Source organism: Roseibium suaedae (genome assembly GCF_900142725.1).
In the GTDB taxonomy this organism is placed as follows: domain Bacteria; phylum Pseudomonadota; class Alphaproteobacteria; order Rhizobiales; family Stappiaceae; genus Roseibium; species Roseibium suaedae.
In genome coordinates this window covers 312,215-329,930 of record NZ_FRBW01000002.1, presented here as the reverse complement: position 1 = coordinate 329,930, position 17,716 = coordinate 312,215, and the positions used below count along the sequence as shown (strand labels likewise).

Here is a 17,716-nt window from a genome sequence, read left to right as displayed (position 1 = left end):
TTGATTGGGAATGGGGAGCGGCGCCGGGTTTTGCCGCGGGCTCCTCATACAGGCTGACATGATTGATTTGCTGATTGAGCCGGGGACCTGGCGTGGCTTTCTGACGCTTTGGGGGGCTCTCTATCTTGTGCTGCTCAGCATTTATTTTGGTCTCGGGTCCATTCTGGTCCTTATCAGCAAGCTTCATCCCGAGCGGCAGATCCAGACGGTCAAACGGTCTTCACGGGATCTGAAAGACATTCTCCAGAGCCTGGTGGCTCTGATCTCCATTTCCTTCTATGTCTCCTTCGGTATCTTTGCGCAGGCCTCCGGCTGGACACTTCTCGCTGCGGTGGACACCACTGTTCTGTCCTTCATCGCCTTTCTGGTGTTGTCGTTCCTGCTCTACGATACGTGGTTCTATTGGGGCCATCGGGCGCTGCACACGCCGCTGCTCTACCGGTTCCATGAGCTGCATCACCGGTCCATCACGCCGACGACCTGGAGCAACAACAACGATTCCTTCGTCGGTGCCACGATCGAACAGGGCTATTTTCTGGTTCTGCCCTTCGTTCTACCCGTTCCGCCGGAAGTCATCATCGTGCACAAGCTCTATGATCAGGTCACAGGTATGATCAGCCATTGCGGTTTCGAGTATTTTGCTGGAAAAGGGGCGCGCGCGCCCTGGCCGGGGCTGTGTACCGTCTTTCACGATCAGCACCACTCGAATTTCCGATGCAATTACGGCAATACCTTTTCCCTCTGGGACCGGCTTTGCGGCACCATGCATCCGAAATACGATGACCGGGTGCTGTATTTCGAAAATGTCAGCACCAAGGACAAGGGTGCGGAATCGGTAGTTTCCAAATAGGTCCGTCTGCTGTGAGCGATGAACAGCTCACAGCTGCACGTGAATGGGTTTCAGGATTTAAATGCTGGATCAGGTCTTGAGCACGCTTCTGGATTTCCTGCCGGTCTTTGCGCTTGTGTGCTGCGCTAACCTGACCGTCTATTTCGTCACCGGCTATCTTTTTGTGGCCTTCCAGAAACGCCATCCGGAACGGCGGATCCAGAAGACCCGTGACGGGATGAGCCGGATGTGGCTGGAAATCCGCGCCTCGGTGAAGGCGTTGATCACCTCTTCGCTGCTGCTGTCTTCCGGCTATTTCGCGCAAACCCAGGGCTGGACACTGGTCTCCCCGCTTGCCTTGAGCTGGTGGTCCTTCCCGCTGATGTTTGCGGTCTGCTTCGTGCTCTTCGACGCCTGGTTCTACTGGGGGCACCGGATCCTGCATTGGGGCCCGCTCTACAAGTGGCATCTGCCCCATCACAAGTCCGTTGCGCCCACGGTCTGGAGCAATGACAGCTCGACCACCATCGACACCTTGATCGAGCACGGGTTTTATTTCGTGGTCTGGTTCGTGCTGCCGGTGCCCGCACTCAGTGTCTTTGCCCTGCGCCTCTTTGACCAGATCTCCGGCATGATCGGTCATTCAGGCTTCGAGTTCTTTGCCTCAAAGAGCTCCCGCTGGCCGTTCCCGCTGATCTGCACCACGTTCCACGACCTGCATCATTCCCAGTTCCATTATAATTTCGGCAATTTCCTGTCGATCTGGGACCGGCTTTGCGGAACCGTTCATCCAGGCTATGACGACTTCGTCCGCCAGATGGAAGAGACCGGAGATGTGCCGGACAGCGCAATCACCAAGGTGTCCCGGACGACGTCACAAGTCTGATTTGGCGGTTCTGCAAACAGGCGGATTGCAACAAATCACGATTAGGCCTTGATGCAGTGCAATGCAGTGCGGCACAATTTGCGAAAGTCTGGGCCTTCGCGATTTCGGCGGGGCGGAGCCGCTGGAGTTTTTCATGCGGCCTTGCGCGTTTGGCGCATGTTACGATGACCGGGAAGCCATGTTGACCCAAGTTCTTGATATTCTGCTTGAATTCCTGCCGTTTTATGCGGCGGTCTACGGCATCAATGTCTTTCTTTATTTCGCGACCGGCTGGGTTCTGGTGCAGATCCAGAACCGTCATCCGGAGCACCGGATCCAGAAGAACCGCCGCGGCGAAAAGCGCATGTGGAAGGAAATCCGCCAGAGCGTCTGGTCGCTGACGGTCACCGCAGGCTGCATGGCCGGGGGCATCTTCCTGTCCTACAAGGGCTGGACCCTGGTTGATCCGCTGCCGCTGACCTGGTGGTCGGCGATCCTGATGTTCGCCGTGTCCGTGGTTGCCTTCGACACCTGGTTCTACTGGGGGCACCGCTTCATGCACACCAAGCTGATGTACCGCTTTCATGCGGAGCATCACCGCTCGGTCGCACCCACCGTCTGGAGCACTTATTCGGACGATTTGGTCGATGCCTTCGTCATGCAGTGCTACTATCTGTGGGCGGTGGTCATCTTGCCGATCCCGATCGAAGTGCTGATCGTTCACCGGCTGTGGGACCATTTCAACGGTACCATCGGCCATTCTGGTTTCGAGTTCTATGCATCGCCCCTTTCCCGGCTGCCCTCGCCAATGGTCTGCGTGACCTTCCACGATCAGCACCACTCCAAGTTCCGCTACAATTTCGCGAATTTCTTCTCCTTCTGGGATCGGGTCTGCGGCACGATCGCTCCGAACTATGATGAGCAGGTGAAGGTGTTCGAGACCATTGGCCAGCCGGGCAATGAGGCTGTCGCCCCGTCAAAAGCGCCGGCGGAAGGAAAGTCTGCGGATCTGGTGCGGGATGCGGGTGCGCGTGCCCCCGGCGAATAAATCTCTCTGGATGCCGGACACGAGGATGGATAGGCTGCCTGCATGAAACATCTCTTTCTCGTCATGCTGGGTGGCGGTTTCGGGGCAGGGGGGCGCCATCTGGTCGGCCTTCTGGCGCTTCGGACATTCGGTCCCGGATTTCCCTATGGCACCTTGACGGTCAATGTGGCCGGTTCCCTGATCATGGGCCTGTTCATTGGCTTTCTGGCCCGTCACGACATTCCCCATGCGCAGGACATCCGGCTGCTGTTTGCCACCGGCTTTCTGGGCGGCTTCACGACCTTCTCGTCTTTCTCGCTGGACACGGCAGTGCTCTGGGAGCGGGGGCAATGGGAATTGGCCCTGGGTTACATCGCCCTGTCGGTGATTGTCTCGCTGGCGGCGGTCTTTGCCGGGCTGCAGATCATGCGCCATCTGGCGGCCTGAACAGGGCACCTTGTTGAGGTGGCGGGTCCTGTTCCTGCGGGAAGGGCTTCCAAATTTGCGCATTTACGCCTATACGCGGGGACAAATTGCGCAGGGGCACTGTGCCACACACTGCGAGACGCGCCTTTTGAGGCGCCCGAGAGAAATCTGATGTCCGGTATTGAACAGAAACAAGTGATCGCCGATGAGGCGGGCATGCGCCTCGACCGTTGGTTCAAGGTCCATTTCCCGGGGCTCGGCTTCGGCCATCTGCAGAAGCTGCTGCGGACCGGACAGGTGCGCGTGGACGGCAAGCGGGCGGAAACCAACACCCGCCTCGCCAATGGCCAGATCGTGCGCATTCCGCCGTTGGGCATTGAGCTGCCTGCGGATGACAAGAAGAACGCCAAGCCGAAATCGACCAAGCTGGTCGAGAGCGACCGGGCGGCCATCGAAGGCATGATGCTCTACGAGGACAGCCAGGTGATGGTGCTGAACAAGCCCGCCGGTCTGGCCGTACAGGGCGGGTCCGGGCTGAAGCGCCATCTGGATGGAATGTTGGATGCTTTCACCGACAAGAAGGGCAATAAGCCTCGTCTCGTCCACCGGCTCGACCGGGAAACGTCCGGCATCATTCTGGTCGCCAAGACCCGTCTGGCAGCCCAGGAGCTGACCAAGTCCTTCCGCCATCGCAACACGCGCAAGATCTACTGGGCGATGCTGGCCGGTGTCCCCAAGCCGAAGCAGGGCCGCATCTCCACCTATCTGGCCCGCGACGAGGGCGAGGAGCGGATGAAGGTTGCCCGTCATGGCGAAGACAGCGCCCAGCATGCTGTCTCGATCTACTCGGTGTTCGAGCAGTCAGCCCAGAAGCTTTCCTGGGTGACCCTGAAACCGGTGACCGGCCGCACGCACCAGCTGCGTGCCCATGCGGCCCATATCGGCCATCCGATCATCGGGGACGACAAGTATTTCAACATCGAGAACTGGGAGCTGCCCGGCGGCATTCAGAACCGGCTGCATCTGCTTGCCCGCCGGATCGTCATCCCGCATCCGTCCGGACATGGCATGATTGATGTCTCCGCTCCCCTGCCGCCCCACATGCAGCAGACCTGGAATCTCCTTGGCTTCGACACCACCGACTATGATCCGGACACGGATGAGCCGGATGAGGATCTCGCCAAGCGCTGAGACAAGGGCCGGAGGGGTGATCTCTCCGGCCTTTTTTCTGACAGGACTTCTCGGGTTGATTCCGATTCTGTGTTCAAGGTGTTGTCTATAAAAGGCTTTTTCTTGTTCCTGAGAGATTGATTCAAGTGGCTGGGGCTGGGCTCCGTTGTTCTGGGGCAGGATCTTGATCCTGGTTACCTGACCGGTTTTCCGCCTCTTTCACGAAAATGTTTGCGTGAAAAAGGCAACCGCTCCGGAATTGGCCGCGTCTGCTTCATATTCGTGCAACGCAGAAGTTGTCTTTCTCCTGTTGTTTCTGGCATCTTCCTATCTTCAGGCATTGTCAGAAAACCGCATGACTTAGGGCAAGTCGTGCTCCTCGCGACCAAAGAAACGGGTCCAGAGGAAGGGTGCCTGGTGGGCGAATTTATCGGGGTAATACGAGAGTATGGAAGAGCGTGGCTCGAAAGCGCCTGAGGCGCGGGCAATTCCTGGCATGAAATTCTCGACGGAGAATTTCAGTCAGCATGAGCAATTCGATGCCTGGTGCGGCTTCAATATGGGCATGGCCGACCTTGAGACCGTAGGGGAGCGCAAAGAAGGGTTCGTTGCCAGCGCCGAACTCTATCAGCTCGGTCAGGTCGTCATGTGCAATTATGACTTCCCGCCACTCATCATCAATTACAATGATGAAGCGATCCGCCGGTCTCGGCTCGATCACTGGTGCCTGGGCGTCGTCACGGATGGCAGCATTGCCGTCAACAGCGATCAGCGCGGCTTCAATGTCGGGGCAGGGGATCTTGCCATGTATTCCTATGCGATGCCTTTCGCCGGAAAGCTTGAGGCCGCGAGCTATTCGAGCCTGTTCTTCAGCCGGGACGATTATTGGGACATTGCCGAAGAACTGGACCGGGCTTCCCAGCTGAGCGTGAAAGGACCTATGTCCCAGATCATCGTTGATTTCATCCTGACAGTGAAGAAGAGGGCCGACACCCTGACAGTCATGGATGCGGCTGCGGTCAATGATGCGCTCGGATCATTGGTGCGCGCCATGGTGCGCCAGACACCAGCGACACTCGAGGCAGCGCGCGCGCCCATCACGGCCGTGCAATTCGACAGGGTCCGGCGGTTCATTGCCGAAAATCTGAAGTCGCCGGATCTGTCCCCGGACATGATCTGCGCCCAGCTCGGCCTGTCCCGGCGCAATCTCTATTATCTTTTCGAGCCTCACGGCGGTGTCGCGACCTATATCAAGACGCGCCGTCTTGCAGCTTGCCGCAGTGCCCTGCTGAAGTCCGGCGAGCGCAAGCTGATCAGTTCCGTCGCCTATGACTTTGGCTTCACCAACATGCCGGCCTTCAGCCGCCAGTTCCGGGATCGCTACGGCGTCAACCCGAGCGAAGTCAAATATGCCCAGCTGCCCGGTGCGGAGTCTGGCCAGACTTCGGATGGAACCTTCGTTGACTGGCTGTCACGGCTTCAGGCTGCCTGAGGTCTGATCAGAAGCCGATTGCCACCCGCAATTCACCTTCCCAGACATCAAGGCCATTCTGGCCAAAGCTCATGTAACCGCCCTTTGCATCCAGGCTGACATTCTGCGCAAGCAGAGCTGTTGCGCCCGCCTGCAGGGAAAAACTCCAGGGCGAAGGGGTGACCTGATGCAGGTTGCCATCAAGAATCTTCCCATCATTGGCGCGCAGATATTCATAGACTGCGCCCGCTTCCAGATAGGGCTGGAGGAACTTCCCGTCTCCCAGGTCGAATTGCCGGCTGATTTCCGTTGTGAGCTCGAGGGTTCCGAGCGAGGCGGCATTTCCATCGATTGGAATGGCGATTGTCTGGTTCAGGATCGTTCCGGAAAGGTCGTATCCTTCCGAAAATACCCGGTTGAAGGTCAGGGTCGCCTTGGGACGGATCTGAAAATCATCGAGGGCATATTGGCCGTGAAGGCTGAAACTCGCGCCAAACTGATGGCTGCTGTAGTTGCCATCAAGCACCAGTAGCTCATTTTCGTTGGTCGCGTAGCCATAGCTGAGTGATCCATCGACGGCCCAATGTTGCGACAGACGCATGGCAACGTAAGGCCCGACTTCAAACCCTTGGGTGTCGATCCGCAGGTTGGAATTGAACCCGTCCGTCTTGGTGCTTTCCAGTGTCAGGGAAAATCCCGCGACAAGGTTCTCCGTGAGCTTGCGGTCGATCCCGAAGGCGGCTGAGCCGGAAAGAGTTTGAAAGTCCCGTCCGAAGCGCTGGTCGTTGCTTGTTAGGCCGGTCACCTGTGTCCAGGCATTCCAACGGCTGGGTTCGATCAGATCGCGTGCCATCGTAAGGGGCACGTCGTCCTGTTCTTGCAGCCTGCCTGCTGCCATCAGATCCTCTCTTCGGCAGATGGCTTGGACTTCGTCTGCTGAAGAGGCTTCATCGAGGGAACGAGGATCGATGCAATAGCCTGCGAGTTGTCCATCGGTCCGGTAGACCGGCACATATCCTTCCGGCAGACCCGGGCGGGCCGGGCGCTGATGGTCGGGCGGAGCCGGGCCGATTGGGGGCGTTACGCCGCCCGGTCTATCTGGCCGGCCCGGTCTAGTTGGCATGACGCCAGTTGGTGGCAGAACGGAAATCGGTGGGGACACTGTGCCGGGCGCTCCGGGTCTTGTCGGCATTGCGCCTGTTGGCGGCAGTGTTCCGATGGGCGGCGTCACGGTGCCAGGTGCTGCCGGCAAGGGAGGCCGTGTCGGCATGACGCCTGATGGTGGCAACCTGGCAATCGGCGGAGATACTGTTCCGGGCGCTCCCGGTCTTGTCGGCATCGCGCCAGTCGGCGGCAGTGTTCCGATGGGCGGTGTCACGGTATCGGGCCCTCCTGGCAGGGTTGGCCGTGTCGGCATGACGCCTGATGGGGGCAGCGTGGCAATTGGAGGGGATACTGTGCCGGGTGCTCCCGGTCTTGTGGGCATCGCGCCAGTCGGAGGCAGTGTTCCGATGGGCGGCGTCACGGTGCCAGGTGCTGCCGGCAAGGGAGGCCGTGTCGGCATGACGCCTGATGGGGGCAGCGTGGCAATTGGCGGGGATACTGTGCCGGGTGCTCCCGGTCTTGTGGGCAGTACGCCGGTCGGGGGCAGTGTTCCGATGGGCGGTGTCACGGTACCGGGCCCTCCTGGCAGGGTTGGCCGTGTTGGCATGACGCCGGTTGGCGGGAGAACGGCAATCGGCGGAGATACTGTGCCGGGTGCTCCCGGTCTTGTGGGCATCGCGCCAGTCGGAGGCAGTGTTCCGATGGGCGGCGTCACGGCGCCGGGCCCTCCCGGCCGCGTGGGCCGTGTCGGCATGACGCCTGATGGGGGCAGCGTGGCAATCGGTGGGGACACTGTTCCCGGCGCTCCCGGTCTTGTCGGCATCGCGCCAGTCGGCGGCAGTGTTCCGATGGGCGGTGTCACGGTACCGGGCCCTCCTGGCAGGGTTGGCCGTGTCGGCATGACGCCTGATGGTGGGATCAAGCCAATAGGGGGAGTGGGTCGCGCAAAATCCGGAAACAGATGGCCGATCGGAGGTTTGATCAAGCCGGGGGGCTTGATGTTGTCGGGAAGGTGAAAGTCTCGCTTCTGGTTCTGGGTGTCCAGCAGGCAATCCTTGCCACCATCCAGACTGTAGAGCTTATGGGTGCCACCGTTCCCGTTCGAGACCACAGGCGACACGGATAGGTGCAGGCCTCTGCTGGAGAGTGACCAGGTGTCTACGGTCTGATTGCCCTGCGCTGCATCCAGCCTGAAATCACCGCCGGTGGTTCCCGAAATCCAGACCGAACGGGTATCAGCCCGGTTTTTTCCGAGAAAGGCCAGGCCGCCGTCATTCTTGCAGCTGGCAGCCAGAGCTTCCGGCACCGACAGGCTGACCATCATCGCTGCCAGCCCGGGGCCGAGCAGGGAATGGTGTTTGGGGCTTTGTCTGGTGCGGATTCTGACCGGCATGTCGATTCACCCCCAGTAATCTGGTTTCGCAAACAGTATCGGGAAAGAAGGGTGGTTCGGCAAGTTATAGTTGCTGAGTGTGTCTATGCATTTCATTTCGTGTGCGTTGTGCTCTGATGACAGCCTCAGCCATGCTGAACAGCTTGTGTCAAACCTCTGTTCGTTCCTGTGCTGACCTTCTTGAACACCTGCAAATTTAAGGTCCAAGAAACAGCTTTCCTTTGTTGCTGGATATCTTATCTACTGCATCTTGCAGGCAGCCTCTTTCAGCAGAGGCTGGTTCGCAGTCCCTCCCAGATCCGGGTTTCAGATGCCGCAATCCATGGCTTTCTTTCTGCCGCCGCTGCTGCTGGTGGCTTCCAACGTGTTCATGACCTTTGCCTGGTACGGGCACCTCAAGCACAAGGGGGTATCGCTGGCGCTGGTCGTCCTGGTCAGCTGGGGCATTGCCTTCTTTGAGTATTGCCTGGCTGTTCCTGCCAATCGACTGGGCAGCACGGTCTACTCGGCGGCCCAGCTCAAGACCATGCAGGAAGTGATCACGCTGGTGGTCTTTGCCGGATTTTCGGTCTTGTGGCTGAAGGAAAGCCTGACCTGGAACCACGCGATCGGCTTTGCCCTGATTGCCGCTGGCGCGGCTTTCGTCTTCAAGGGCTGAGCGCTTCCCGCGGTTTTCCATCCTTGACGAGATGAATTGTGGCTGGACCCACAGGGTGGACGACTCCATCAAAATTGTATACATCTGAATACAATTTTGATGGAGGCAGTTATGGCGATTGATTTTCATGCCCCGCGCAATGCGGACACCTATGCAAAGCGCGAGGCCCCAGAAGAGTGGGCCAGCACCATGATCCAGATTGCAGAGCCTGAAGGGGCGCGGGTCGCGGACATTGGTTGCGGCGGTGGGGTCTATTCACGGGCCTGGAAGGCGCTGGGCGCTGAGGCCGTCGAGGGCGTGGATTTCTCGCAGGTGATGGTCGCAACGGCCCGGAAGACATCGGCGGGCCTGGATAATATTTGCTTCCGGCAGGGGCGGGCGGAGGAGACGGGGCTTGAAAGCGGCACCTTTGACATCGTGTTCGAGCGGGCGCTGATCCATCATCTCAAAGACCTGATGCCAGCCTTTCACGAAGCCTGGCGCGTCCTGAAGCCGGGCGGGCTTTTTCTCATTCAGCACCGGACCATGGAGGATGTTCTGCAGCCTGCATCGGTGGAGCATCTCAGGGGCTATTTCTTCAAGGCCTTGCCGCATCTACTGCAAAAGGAAGTCTCCCGCCGTCAGGACAGGGACACGGTTCAGTCCTCGCTGAAGGCCGCAGGCTTTGAGGAGCTGGCGTGTCACGCCCTCTGGGAGACGCGCAAGATCTATTCCTGTCGTGAGGCCCTGGCAGAAGACCTCCTGAACCGGACGGGCCGCTCTCTCCTTCATGAGCTGGATGACACCGATCTCGAGACACTGATTGCCGAAGTGCTGAGCCATGCGCCACAGGAAGGCAAAATCCGCGAGAGGGACCGCTGGACGCTTTTCATGGCGCGCAAGCCGGAGTGAAGCCGGCAGCGCATCCGCCCTTGACCTTGCGGGCAAAACCGGCCACATGCGGCACCTGACGCGCCTTCAAAAAGGGCGCTGGCTTTGGAGTTTTCATGTATCTCGTCATCTTCGATTGCGACGGAACGCTGGTGGACAGCCAGGAGACCATTCTGCATGGTCTCGAAGAGGGATTCGCCGCCGTCGGCTTGCCGATGCCGGACCGGCGCACGGGTCTCTCCATCGTCGGTCTGTCTCTGAACGAGGCCTTTTCAAAACTGGTCGGACCGGAGAACCATCATCTGGTCGGGGCCATGAGCGATGCCTACCGGGCGAGCAAGATCTCCAGAAGAGCTGCCGGGCTGGATCATGATCCGCTTTATCCCGGCACCCGCGAGGCACTGGACCGGCTGGCGGCCATGGATGAGGTTCTGGTCGGCGTTGCGACCGGCAAGGCCCGGCGCGGTGTCGACCACATGGTCGAGGTGCATGACCTGCATGGACGGTTCGTCACGGTTCAGACCGCAGACACGTCCCCCTCAAAGCCTCACCCTGATATGATCCTCCGGGCGCTGTCCGAGACCGGAGCGGACAAGTCCCGCACGGTGATGATTGGCGACACGTCCTATGACATGGAGATGGCCCGGTCTGCCGGCGTCTTTGCAATCGGCGTGACCTGGGGCTACCACGATGCCGGCCAGCTTGCCGCCGCAGGTGCCCATGCGGTGATCCCTCATTTCGACGAGCTGGACGGCGCGCTTGCAGCCTTGCCCGGTTTCGGCAACCTCTTTGATACTAATCTGGACAGGGAAACAGTCTGATGCGCGACTATCTGGAAAGCCTGGAACAGGACGCAGCGCGGGACCCGGAACAGCGGGCGCGCGAGCTGTCCAGACGCGAATTGCCCAAGCGCTTCTACAAGGAAGCGGCTGCGGTCGCGTGTGAGGGCGGTTATGCCATTCATCTTGACGGGCGTCCGGTGAAGACCCCCTCGCGGGCGCAGCTGACGGTGCCGCTCGAAGCGGTGGCCAATGCCATGGCTGCGGAATGGAACGCGCAGGAAAAGGTCATCAATCCGGCAACCATGCCCCTTACGCGCATTGCCAACTCGGCGCAGGATGCGGTCACAGTGCGGTTTGCGGAAGTGGCTGATGACATCACCAGGTTCTGCGGCACCGATGCCCTTTGCTACCGTGCGGATGATCCGGAGAGCCTGAGCCGCCGTCAAACCGAATTGTGGGACCCGGTTCTTGCCTGGGCGGAAGAGCTGCTGGGCGGACGGTTCATTCTGATTGCGGGCCTCATGCATCAGGAGCAGCCGGAAGCTCTGCTTGCCGCTTATCGTGCCCGCATCGGTTCCCTGTCGCCGTTGCGTCTTGCTGCCCTTCACACGGCCACGTCTCTGACCGGTTCTGCTGTTCTGTCGCTGGCGCTTGCGGAGGGCCGTCTGAGCGCGGACGACGTCTGGCAGGCCGCGCATGTTGAAGAGGATTTCAACATCGAGCGTTGGGGGCAGGATGCGGAAGCCGCGCAAGTGCGCCGCTACAAGCGCTCCGAGTTTGACGCAGCAGCGCTCATTCTGGCGGCCTGATTTCCCCTCGGAATACTACGCCGCCTGTGCTTCTTTGCATTCGGGCTCCGGTTGCCTTGACAGGCTGCCGGAGCCCTCTTCATATTCGTCCAGCACTCGAACTAAATCGTGCCTGACCCCTCCCAAGGGCTGGGCCGGATCGCTGACGAACTGGATTTCCCAATGCTTGGAGCTTGTTACTACCCGGAACACTGGCCGGAAGACGTGTGGGCAACGGATGCCCGCCGCATGCGGGAAGCGGGTCTGAAGGTCATCCGGATCGCGGAATTCGGTTGGGCCCGGATGGAGACGGCTCCGGGCATTTTCCATTGGGACTGGCTGGACAAGGCCATCGAGACACTGGCCGCAGAAGGGCTAGAGATCGTTCTGGGCACGCCGACGGCAGCGCCCCCGCGCTGGCTGATCGACCTTCATCCGGAGATCCTGCCAGTGGACCGGGATGGCAATGTGCGCAAGTTCGGCTCGCGCCGCCATTACACAGTCGTCAGCCCCAAGCTTCACGAGGCGACCCGCCGGATTGTCACCGCCATGGCCGAGCGCTATGGCGCCCATCCGTCGGTCATCGGCTGGCAGGTCGACAACGAGTTTGGCTGCGACGACACGGTGTTTGCCTGGGGAGATGTGGACCGGGCGCATTTCCAATCCTGGCTGAAGGCGAAATACGGCACGCCGGAAGAGCTGAACCGGGCCTGGGGCAACGAGTTCTGGTCCATGCAGGTAACCCGGTTCGAGGAGGTGGAGCTGCCCGCCGGTCAGGTCTGTGCCATCAACCGGGCAACCCAGATCGATTACATGCGCTGCCGGTCCGATGCGTTCATGGACTATTTCAAGCTGCAGGCCGACATCATCCGGGCGCATTCGCCGGGCCGTTTCGTCACCCACAACGCCATGGGCTATTCCCACACGTTCGATCATTTCGAAATGGGCCGGATGATGGATCTGGCAAGCTGGGATTCCTATCCGCTAGGCCGGATGGAAAGCCTTTTGGTCAGCGAGGAAGAGCGCATCCGCTGGGCGCGCACCGGACATCCGGATATCTCCGGTCTGCAACACGATCACTACAGGGCCGTGGGGCAGGGCCGGTTCTGGATCATGGAACAGCAGCCGGGACCGGTGAACTGGGCAAAGTGGAATGCGATTCCCGAAGCGGGCATGATCCGGCTGTGGACCTGGGAAGCCTTGGCGCATGGGGCCGAAGCGGTCGTCTATTTCCGCTGGCGCCAGTGCCCGTTTGCCCAGGAGCAGATGCATTCCGGCCTGCTGCGTCCGGACAGTGAGATGTCACCGGGCGGACGGGAAGCGGCCATCGTGGCGGGTGAACTGGACGCGCTGGGCTCCTTGCCGGAGACCACCAAGGCTCCGGTCGCGCTGGTCTTCGACTATTCCGCTGCCTGGGTGCTGCAATTCGAGCCGCAGGGCCACGATTACGATATCCGCATGCTTCTGATCCGCTGGTATGAAGCCTTCCGCAAGCTGGGTGTCGACGTGGACATAGTGCCTGCCGGCCAGTCGCTTGACGGATACAAGGCCGTCATCGTGCCGGTATTGCCGATCGTCAGCGAGGCGGCTCATGCTGCCTTTGCTACAGCTGCGGCTCCGGTTCTCTTTGGTCCGCGCGCGGGATCCAAAACCGGGAATTTCGCCATTCCGGACAGTCTGCCACCCGGACCGCTTCTGCAGGGTCTCATGCCCCTGAAGGTCGCGGAAGTGGAATCCATGCGCCCTGGCCTTGAAGAGAAGGTCACGGGTGTTGTTCAAGGCACCGTGCGGCGCTGGCGTGAGAATATTGAAACGGACATGCAGGTTCTGGCGCGGTTCAGCACGGGGGCTCCGGCGCTGGTTGCTAATGGCAGTCATCATTATCTGGCTGGCTGGCCGGAGCCGGATCTTCTGGAAGACCTTGCCCGGATGCTGCTTGCCAAGGCAGGGATTTCGCCGCTGGACCTGCCGGAGCACGTGCGCCTGCGCCGTCGCGGCAATCTCGTCTTTGCCTTCAATTATGGTCCGCAGAGCTGGACTGTGCCCGTGTCCGAAGACGCGCTTCTTCTTGGCACCAGGGAGCTGGCTGCCTATGACGTTGCCTGCTGGCGGGAGTGAGCTGAAAGCACGGCATTGGGCAGCTTGATGTTCCCACTTCCCTCACGGGTCATGCAAAGGGGAAGTGGGGTTCAACTCAGATAGAATGTCGTTGCCATCAGGAAGAAGACCAGCACGCCGAGAATGTCGTTCGAGGAGGTGATGAACACCCCGGTGGCCATGGCCGGGTCTATGCCCAGCTTGTTGAGCGCAAGTGGCACGGTTGCCCCCACCATGGCAGCGAGGGTCGTGACACTGAGGAGCGACAGGGAGGTGGCGAGCGCGAGATGCAGCGGCGCCTCTATGGGCACCAGCGTTGAGGCCAGCAGCGTGAGCAAGGCCAGAATACTGCCGGCAATGGCCCCGTTCATCAGGGCGGCCAGAAATTCCTTCAGGAGCCGGTGGGTGATCTCGCCGGACCAGATATTGCCGGTGGCAATTCCCTGAACGGCAACGGTCGAGGCCTGCAGGCCCGCATTGCCAGCCATGGACATTGTGACGGGAATGAAGGCCGCGAGGATCGCCGCAGTTGCCAGCTGGTCCTCGAAGGACCCCACCACCATTGCGGCGATGCTGGAGCCGATGAGCCCGGTCAGAAGCCAGGGAAGGCGGCCCCGCACAATGCGCAGGATCGCGTCATTTGCCTTGGCTTCAGACGAGACGCCGCTCATGAGCAGCATGTCTTCGGCGGCTTCCTCGGTGGCAATCCGGTTGAGCTGCTTGGGAGAAATCCGGCCGATCAGGCGGCCGTGGCTGTCAATGACGGGAACCGCGCGGATGTCACGCTTGGCGGCAAGGCGCAGAACCTCTTCCTGGTCCGTATCGGAGGAAACGGCCAGAAAGTCCCGGTTCATGATTGCGCCGAGTGTTGACGTGCCAGGTGCGAGCAAAAGCTTGCCGAGTTCGACCGTTCCGGTCAGGCGGCCATCCTCATCAATCACGTAAAGCGTATAGACCTTGCGAATCCGGCTTGCGTCGGCCCGGATCTGGGCGACAGCCTCATCCACGCTGCAGGTCATGGGCAGGGCCACGAACTTGCGGGCCATGATCCGCCCGGCACTGTCATCCGCATAGCTCTGGCGGGACGTCACTTCCTCGACATCGGGTAGCCTGTGGGCCAGCGCCTCGGCAATGTCTTCGGGGAAGCCGTTGAGAATGTCGGCAGCGTCTTCCGGGTCAAGCCCGGCCAGAATGTCCCGGAATTGTTCCTGTGTCGCTTCTTCCATGAGAAGGGAGCGGTATTCCGGGCGAAGTTCGGCGATGACCTTGATCGACGGATTGGCCGGCAGCCAGTTGAACAACTTGCGTGCCTGCTTGAGCCGCAGCCGGACAAGGAGCTGCATCACGTCGATGGGATCCCACCGCTTCAGCATTTCCACCAGCTCGGTGCGCGAGCCCGCCTTGATCATCGCCCGGATGGCGTCAAGGGTCTCTTCATTTGCCTCAAGCGCCTCACTGGCCGGTTCCCTGTGCCAGATGATGGTGTGTGAGGGGGCTGAAAGAGTGCTGGTCACTGTCATCGTCATGGGCTCCCGCTGTCCGGCGGCTTTTAAGACAGAGCGATGACGTTTATCTGACAGTGATCGCAGTTAGACACAAGGCTTGGGCCCAAGAGCCGAAGGTATTAAACTTCCAGCTCGTCCATGTTGACGAATGCGTCGCGCAGGCTTTTTGACCAGCCGGCGGAGAGCTTCTGGAAATAGGGATCGTCCTGGGAGATCCGGAGCTGGCGCTCGGCGGAATAACTGTCCGTGTTGTAGAGCAGCAGATCGATCGGCATGCCGACAGACAGGTTCGAACGCAGGGTGCTGTCGAAGGACAGCAGGATCATCTTCGCGCCTTCGCCAAGGCGCATGTCCCGGCGGGTTACCCGGTCGAGGATCGGCTTGCCGTATTTGTGCTCGCCGATCTGCAGGAAGCGGGTGTCGTCGGTGGCCTCGATGAAGTTCCCGGCGGAGTAGATTTGGAACAGCCGCGGCTCTTCGCCCTTGATCTGGCCGCCCAGGATCAGCGTGACATAGAAATTGTCCGCATTGGCCTGCAGCGCTTCACCGTCAATGGCACGGACTTCGCGAATGGCACTGCCGACCAGACGGGCGGCCTGGAACATGGTGTCCACGTTCATCAGGGTCGGCCGGTCGCTGGACGAGGCGTTGATATGCTCGCTGAGGATCGACACCACCGCCTGGGTGATGGCAAGGTTGCCAGAAGACATAAGCGTGATCACCCGGTCGCCCGGCTTTTCCCACACATGCAGCTTCTTGAAAGTGGCAATGTTGTCCACGCCGGCATTGGTCCGGGTGTCGGCTGCAAACACGAGCCCACGGTCCAGTTTCAGCCCCACGCAATAGGTCATTCACGCGTCCTGCTTCAAGCGCCCTTCCAGACGGGAGGCCGAGCGCAAACGGTCCAGGGGCGCGCCCCGAGGGATTATTGCTGCTGCTGGCTGGCTGCCTGGTTTACCTCAACCTCGACATTCATGTTCTCGTCCTTGCCGCCGAACCGAATGCCCCGGATGGGAGCAGCGGAACGCGAATCCAGGCCCGTGGTCAAGCGGATATAGCGGTCGGTCGGGCAGATACCATTGGATATGTCGAATGCGATCCAGCCGATGCCGTCCACATAGACTTCGGCCCATGCGTGATGGGCTTCCGAGGCCTGTTCGTCCTCAAGCAGCAGGTAGCCCGAGACATAGCGGGCAGGGGTTCCGATGGAGCGGGCTGCCGTGATGAATATGTGAGCGTGATCCTGGCAGACCCCTTCGCCGGCAGCCAGCGCAGATGCGGCCGTGGCATGGGTTTCCGTCACCCCGATCTTGTAGGCCACCTTGTCGCGGATTGTGTGCATCAGCTCGTGAAAGCCGGCAATTTTGTCCTGCCGCTCGGCGATGGTGCCGAGTTTGCGGATCGCTTGATTGGGCTGGGTCACAGCTGTCATGCGGGTGAAGATGCGCACCGGCGTTTCGGACTTTTCTTCGCCGACCACGCCCGCCCGGTCTTCCGTTTCCACGATGCCGGTGGCCGTAATCTCCACGCTTTCCGTGGTCTTCTGCTCGGAGACCATGTGCACGATGTTGTCGAAGGCGTCCGTGTAGGTGGTCGCACGATCGATGCCGGGGGCATCGATCGACCATTCGAGCACCTTCTGTCCGGCACAGTCTCTCGGGCTGAGCCTCAGCTGCTGCATGGCGTTTGCCAGAGGCATGTCATAGCGGTAGCGGGTCTTGTGCCGGACGGTCAGGCGCATCGTTCACACCCTTGTTGTTGAAAGCGTTGTCGTGGGTCTGTCAGGCGAAATTGTAGTCTTCCGACAGTTGCAGCGCGAAGGCATTGTTCCGGGAAATGAAGTCATTCAGGAAGTCATGCAGGCCCCGGTCGTAGATCTGCTGCATCTTAAGTGTCCTGAGATCCTGTTCGATCTCCCTGGCCAGCTTGATGCTTGGATCGTCATTTCCGTAAAACTGGGCCAGATCATCGGCGCTGTCGACAATCCAGTCGTAGCAATGGGCCAGCGAGCGGGGCATTTCCTTCCTGAGAATCAGGAATTCCGAGATGTTGAAGGCCTTCAGCTTGGCATCCGGATAGGCGAAGCGGTAGCTGCGCAGACCCGAAAGCGCTCTCAGAATGCCGCTCCATTGCATCCGTTCGTTGCCGTCGCCGATCACGTCATTGTCCGGCAGGAGCACCCAGTACTGGGTGTTCAGGATCCGGGCGGTGTTGTCGGCCCGTTCGACGAAATTGCCCATCTGGCTGAAGAAATAGCCGTCATCGCGCAGGATCGTGTTGAGCAGCGCGCCTCTGAACAGGTGAGAGCGCTGGCTGATCCAGGCTAGGAAATCCGGCAGCTTGTCCTGGGTGATCGACTGCGGATTGACGTCCGAAAACTCGATGTAGGTGGTGTTGAGGGCTTCCCAGAGCTCGGCGGTGATCCCGGTGCGCACGGAGCGCCCGTTGTTGCGGGCGTTTTCCAGGCACATGCGGACTGACGACGGGTTGTCCTTGTCGAAGATCATGTAGTTGATCACGGCCTTTGGCGTGATCTCCTCGACCTTCAGGCCGAAACCATGGGCATTGCCGGAACTTGCCAGGGCAAAGGTCCAGTTGCTCACGTCTCCATTGCCATTGTGCGAAACCATGGAGTTCCGGTAGGCGACTTCGAGAAGCTTGGTGTTGTTCTGGGCACGCTCCTGATAGCGGGACATCCAGAACAGGGAGGAGGCAGTACGTCCGAGCATGA

The 17,716-nt window shown here is 60.1% G+C and carries 17 protein-coding genes; 12 read left to right on the top strand and 5 right to left on the bottom strand.

Features of this window, described 5'->3' with window-relative positions:
- Positions 1-58 precede the first annotated feature (58 nt).
- From BUA94_RS08525 to BUA94_RS08500, 6 genes are all read left to right on the top strand, one after another.
- Complete coding sequence (locus BUA94_RS08525) at positions 59-850, top strand: sterol desaturase family protein (RefSeq protein ID WP_073011835.1); 792 nt, start codon at positions 59-61, stop codon at positions 848-850.
- A 61-nt stretch (positions 851-911) separates the two neighbouring features.
- Positions 912-1,715: a sterol desaturase family protein gene (locus BUA94_RS08520; RefSeq protein WP_073011833.1), complete on the top strand. Its 804-nt coding sequence runs from the start codon at positions 912-914 to the stop codon at positions 1,713-1,715.
- A gap of 178 nt (positions 1,716-1,893) precedes the next feature.
- Complete coding sequence (locus tag BUA94_RS08515) at positions 1,894-2,742, top strand: sterol desaturase family protein (protein WP_073013750.1); 849 nt, start codon at positions 1,894-1,896, stop codon at positions 2,740-2,742.
- Between the two features lie 42 nt (positions 2,743-2,784).
- Positions 2,785-3,168: a fluoride efflux transporter CrcB gene (crcB, locus tag BUA94_RS08510; RefSeq protein WP_073011831.1), complete on the top strand. Its 384-nt coding sequence runs from the start codon at positions 2,785-2,787 to the stop codon at positions 3,166-3,168.
- A 150-nt stretch (positions 3,169-3,318) separates the two neighbouring features.
- Positions 3,319-4,338 carry an RluA family pseudouridine synthase gene (locus tag BUA94_RS08505; protein WP_073011828.1) on the top strand — a complete coding sequence of 340 codons (1,020 nt, stop codon included), beginning with the start codon at positions 3,319-3,321 and terminating at the stop codon, positions 4,336-4,338.
- A gap of 475 nt (positions 4,339-4,813) precedes the next feature.
- Complete coding sequence (locus tag BUA94_RS08500) at positions 4,814-5,809, top strand: helix-turn-helix domain-containing protein (RefSeq protein WP_175558023.1); 996 nt, start codon at positions 4,814-4,816, stop codon at positions 5,807-5,809.
- A gap of 7 nt (positions 5,810-5,816) precedes the next feature.
- Here BUA94_RS08500 and BUA94_RS23580 read toward each other — a convergent pair whose 3' ends face one another.
- Positions 5,817-6,686 (bottom strand): autotransporter outer membrane beta-barrel domain-containing protein, encoded by an 870-nt coding sequence (locus BUA94_RS23580; RefSeq protein WP_175558022.1) that lies wholly within the window; start codon positions 6,684-6,686, stop codon positions 5,817-5,819.
- A 223-nt stretch (positions 6,687-6,909) separates the two neighbouring features.
- Between BUA94_RS23580 and BUA94_RS23575 the strand changes: the two genes are divergently transcribed.
- The 6 genes from BUA94_RS23575 to BUA94_RS08465 all read left to right on the top strand — a co-directional run bounded on the left by BUA94_RS23575 (position 6,910) and on the right by BUA94_RS08465 (position 13,501).
- Positions 6,910-7,908 (top strand): hypothetical protein, encoded by a 999-nt coding sequence (locus BUA94_RS23575; protein WP_073011822.1) that lies wholly within the window; start codon positions 6,910-6,912, stop codon positions 7,906-7,908.
- Between the two features lie 687 nt (positions 7,909-8,595).
- Positions 8,596-8,943, top strand: a complete 348-nt coding sequence (locus BUA94_RS08485; protein WP_073011820.1) for a DMT family protein — start codon at positions 8,596-8,598, stop codon at positions 8,941-8,943.
- 111 nt (positions 8,944-9,054) lie between these two features.
- The gene (locus tag BUA94_RS08480; protein ID WP_073013749.1) at positions 9,055-9,834 is read left to right on the top strand and encodes a class I SAM-dependent methyltransferase; all 780 of its coding nucleotides are present in this window, start codon (positions 9,055-9,057) and stop codon (positions 9,832-9,834) included.
- 95 nt (positions 9,835-9,929) lie between these two features.
- On the top strand, positions 9,930-10,634 hold the full coding sequence (locus BUA94_RS08475) for an HAD-IA family hydrolase (protein WP_073011818.1): 705 nt from the start codon (positions 9,930-9,932) through the stop codon (positions 10,632-10,634).
- Complete coding sequence (locus BUA94_RS08470) at positions 10,634-11,404, top strand: ATP12 family chaperone protein (protein ID WP_073011814.1); 771 nt, start codon at positions 10,634-10,636, stop codon at positions 11,402-11,404. The genes BUA94_RS08475 and BUA94_RS08470 overlap by 1 nt, the downstream gene beginning before the upstream one ends.
- A 162-nt stretch (positions 11,405-11,566) precedes the next feature.
- On the top strand, positions 11,567-13,501 hold the full coding sequence (locus tag BUA94_RS08465) for a beta-galactosidase (protein ID WP_073011812.1): 1,935 nt from the start codon (positions 11,567-11,569) through the stop codon (positions 13,499-13,501).
- Positions 13,502-13,572: 71 nt separating this feature from the next.
- On the opposite strand, the gene mgtE is transcribed toward BUA94_RS08465, so the two are convergent.
- From mgtE to BUA94_RS08445, 4 genes are all read right to left on the bottom strand, one after another.
- Entirely contained in the window at positions 13,573-15,000 is a 1,428-nt protein-coding gene (mgtE, locus tag BUA94_RS08460) for a magnesium transporter (protein ID WP_084082005.1), read from the bottom strand.
- 104 nt (positions 15,001-15,104) lie between these two features.
- Entirely contained in the window at positions 15,105-15,836 is a 732-nt protein-coding gene (locus BUA94_RS08455) for a proteasome-type protease (protein ID WP_073011810.1), read from the bottom strand.
- 74 nt (positions 15,837-15,910) lie between these two features.
- Complete coding sequence (locus BUA94_RS08450; protein ID WP_073011808.1) at positions 15,911-16,726, bottom strand: transglutaminase family protein; 816 nt, start codon at positions 16,724-16,726, stop codon at positions 15,911-15,913.
- 40 nt (positions 16,727-16,766) lie between these two features.
- Entirely contained in the window at positions 16,767-17,714 is a 948-nt protein-coding gene (locus BUA94_RS08445) for an alpha-E domain-containing protein (protein WP_073011807.1), read from the bottom strand.
- Positions 17,715-17,716 lie beyond the last annotated feature (2 nt).

Bases quoted from the DNA above. Each gene is read 5' to 3' on its own strand.
- BUA94_RS08525 (WP_073011835.1), top strand. From the start codon at position 59: ATGATTGATTTGCTGATTGAGCCGGGGACCTGGCGTGGCTTTCTGACG.
- BUA94_RS08520 (WP_073011833.1), top strand. From the start codon at position 912: ATGCTGGATCAGGTCTTGAGCACGCTTCTGGATTTCCTGCCGGTCTTT.
- BUA94_RS08515 (WP_073013750.1), top strand. From the start codon at position 1,894: ATGTTGACCCAAGTTCTTGATATTCTGCTTGAATTCCTGCCGTTTTAT.
- crcB (WP_073011831.1), top strand. From the start codon at position 2,785: ATGAAACATCTCTTTCTCGTCATGCTGGGTGGCGGTTTCGGGGCAGGG.
- BUA94_RS08505 (WP_073011828.1), top strand. From the start codon at position 3,319: ATGTCCGGTATTGAACAGAAACAAGTGATCGCCGATGAGGCGGGCATG.
- BUA94_RS08500 (WP_175558023.1), top strand. From the start codon at position 4,814: ATGAAATTCTCGACGGAGAATTTCAGTCAGCATGAGCAATTCGATGCC.
- BUA94_RS23580 (WP_175558022.1), bottom strand. From the start codon at position 6,686: ATGGCAGCAGGCAGGCTGCAAGAACAGGACGACGTGCCCCTTACGATG.
- BUA94_RS23575 (WP_073011822.1), top strand. From the start codon at position 6,910: ATGACGCCAGTTGGTGGCAGAACGGAAATCGGTGGGGACACTGTGCCG.
- BUA94_RS08485 (WP_073011820.1), top strand. From the start codon at position 8,596: ATGCCGCAATCCATGGCTTTCTTTCTGCCGCCGCTGCTGCTGGTGGCT.
- BUA94_RS08480 (WP_073013749.1), top strand. From the start codon at position 9,055: ATGGCGATTGATTTTCATGCCCCGCGCAATGCGGACACCTATGCAAAG.
- BUA94_RS08475 (WP_073011818.1), top strand. From the start codon at position 9,930: ATGTATCTCGTCATCTTCGATTGCGACGGAACGCTGGTGGACAGCCAG.
- BUA94_RS08470 (WP_073011814.1), top strand. From the start codon at position 10,634: ATGCGCGACTATCTGGAAAGCCTGGAACAGGACGCAGCGCGGGACCCG.
- BUA94_RS08465 (WP_073011812.1), top strand. From the start codon at position 11,567: ATGCTTGGAGCTTGTTACTACCCGGAACACTGGCCGGAAGACGTGTGG.
- mgtE (WP_084082005.1), bottom strand. From the start codon at position 15,000: ATGACAGTGACCAGCACTCTTTCAGCCCCCTCACACACCATCATCTGG.
- BUA94_RS08455 (WP_073011810.1), bottom strand. From the start codon at position 15,836: ATGACCTATTGCGTGGGGCTGAAACTGGACCGTGGGCTCGTGTTTGCA.
- BUA94_RS08450 (WP_073011808.1), bottom strand. From the start codon at position 16,726: ATGCGCCTGACCGTCCGGCACAAGACCCGCTACCGCTATGACATGCCT.
- BUA94_RS08445 (WP_073011807.1), bottom strand. From the start codon at position 17,714: ATGCTCGGACGTACTGCCTCCTCCCTGTTCTGGATGTCCCGCTATCAG.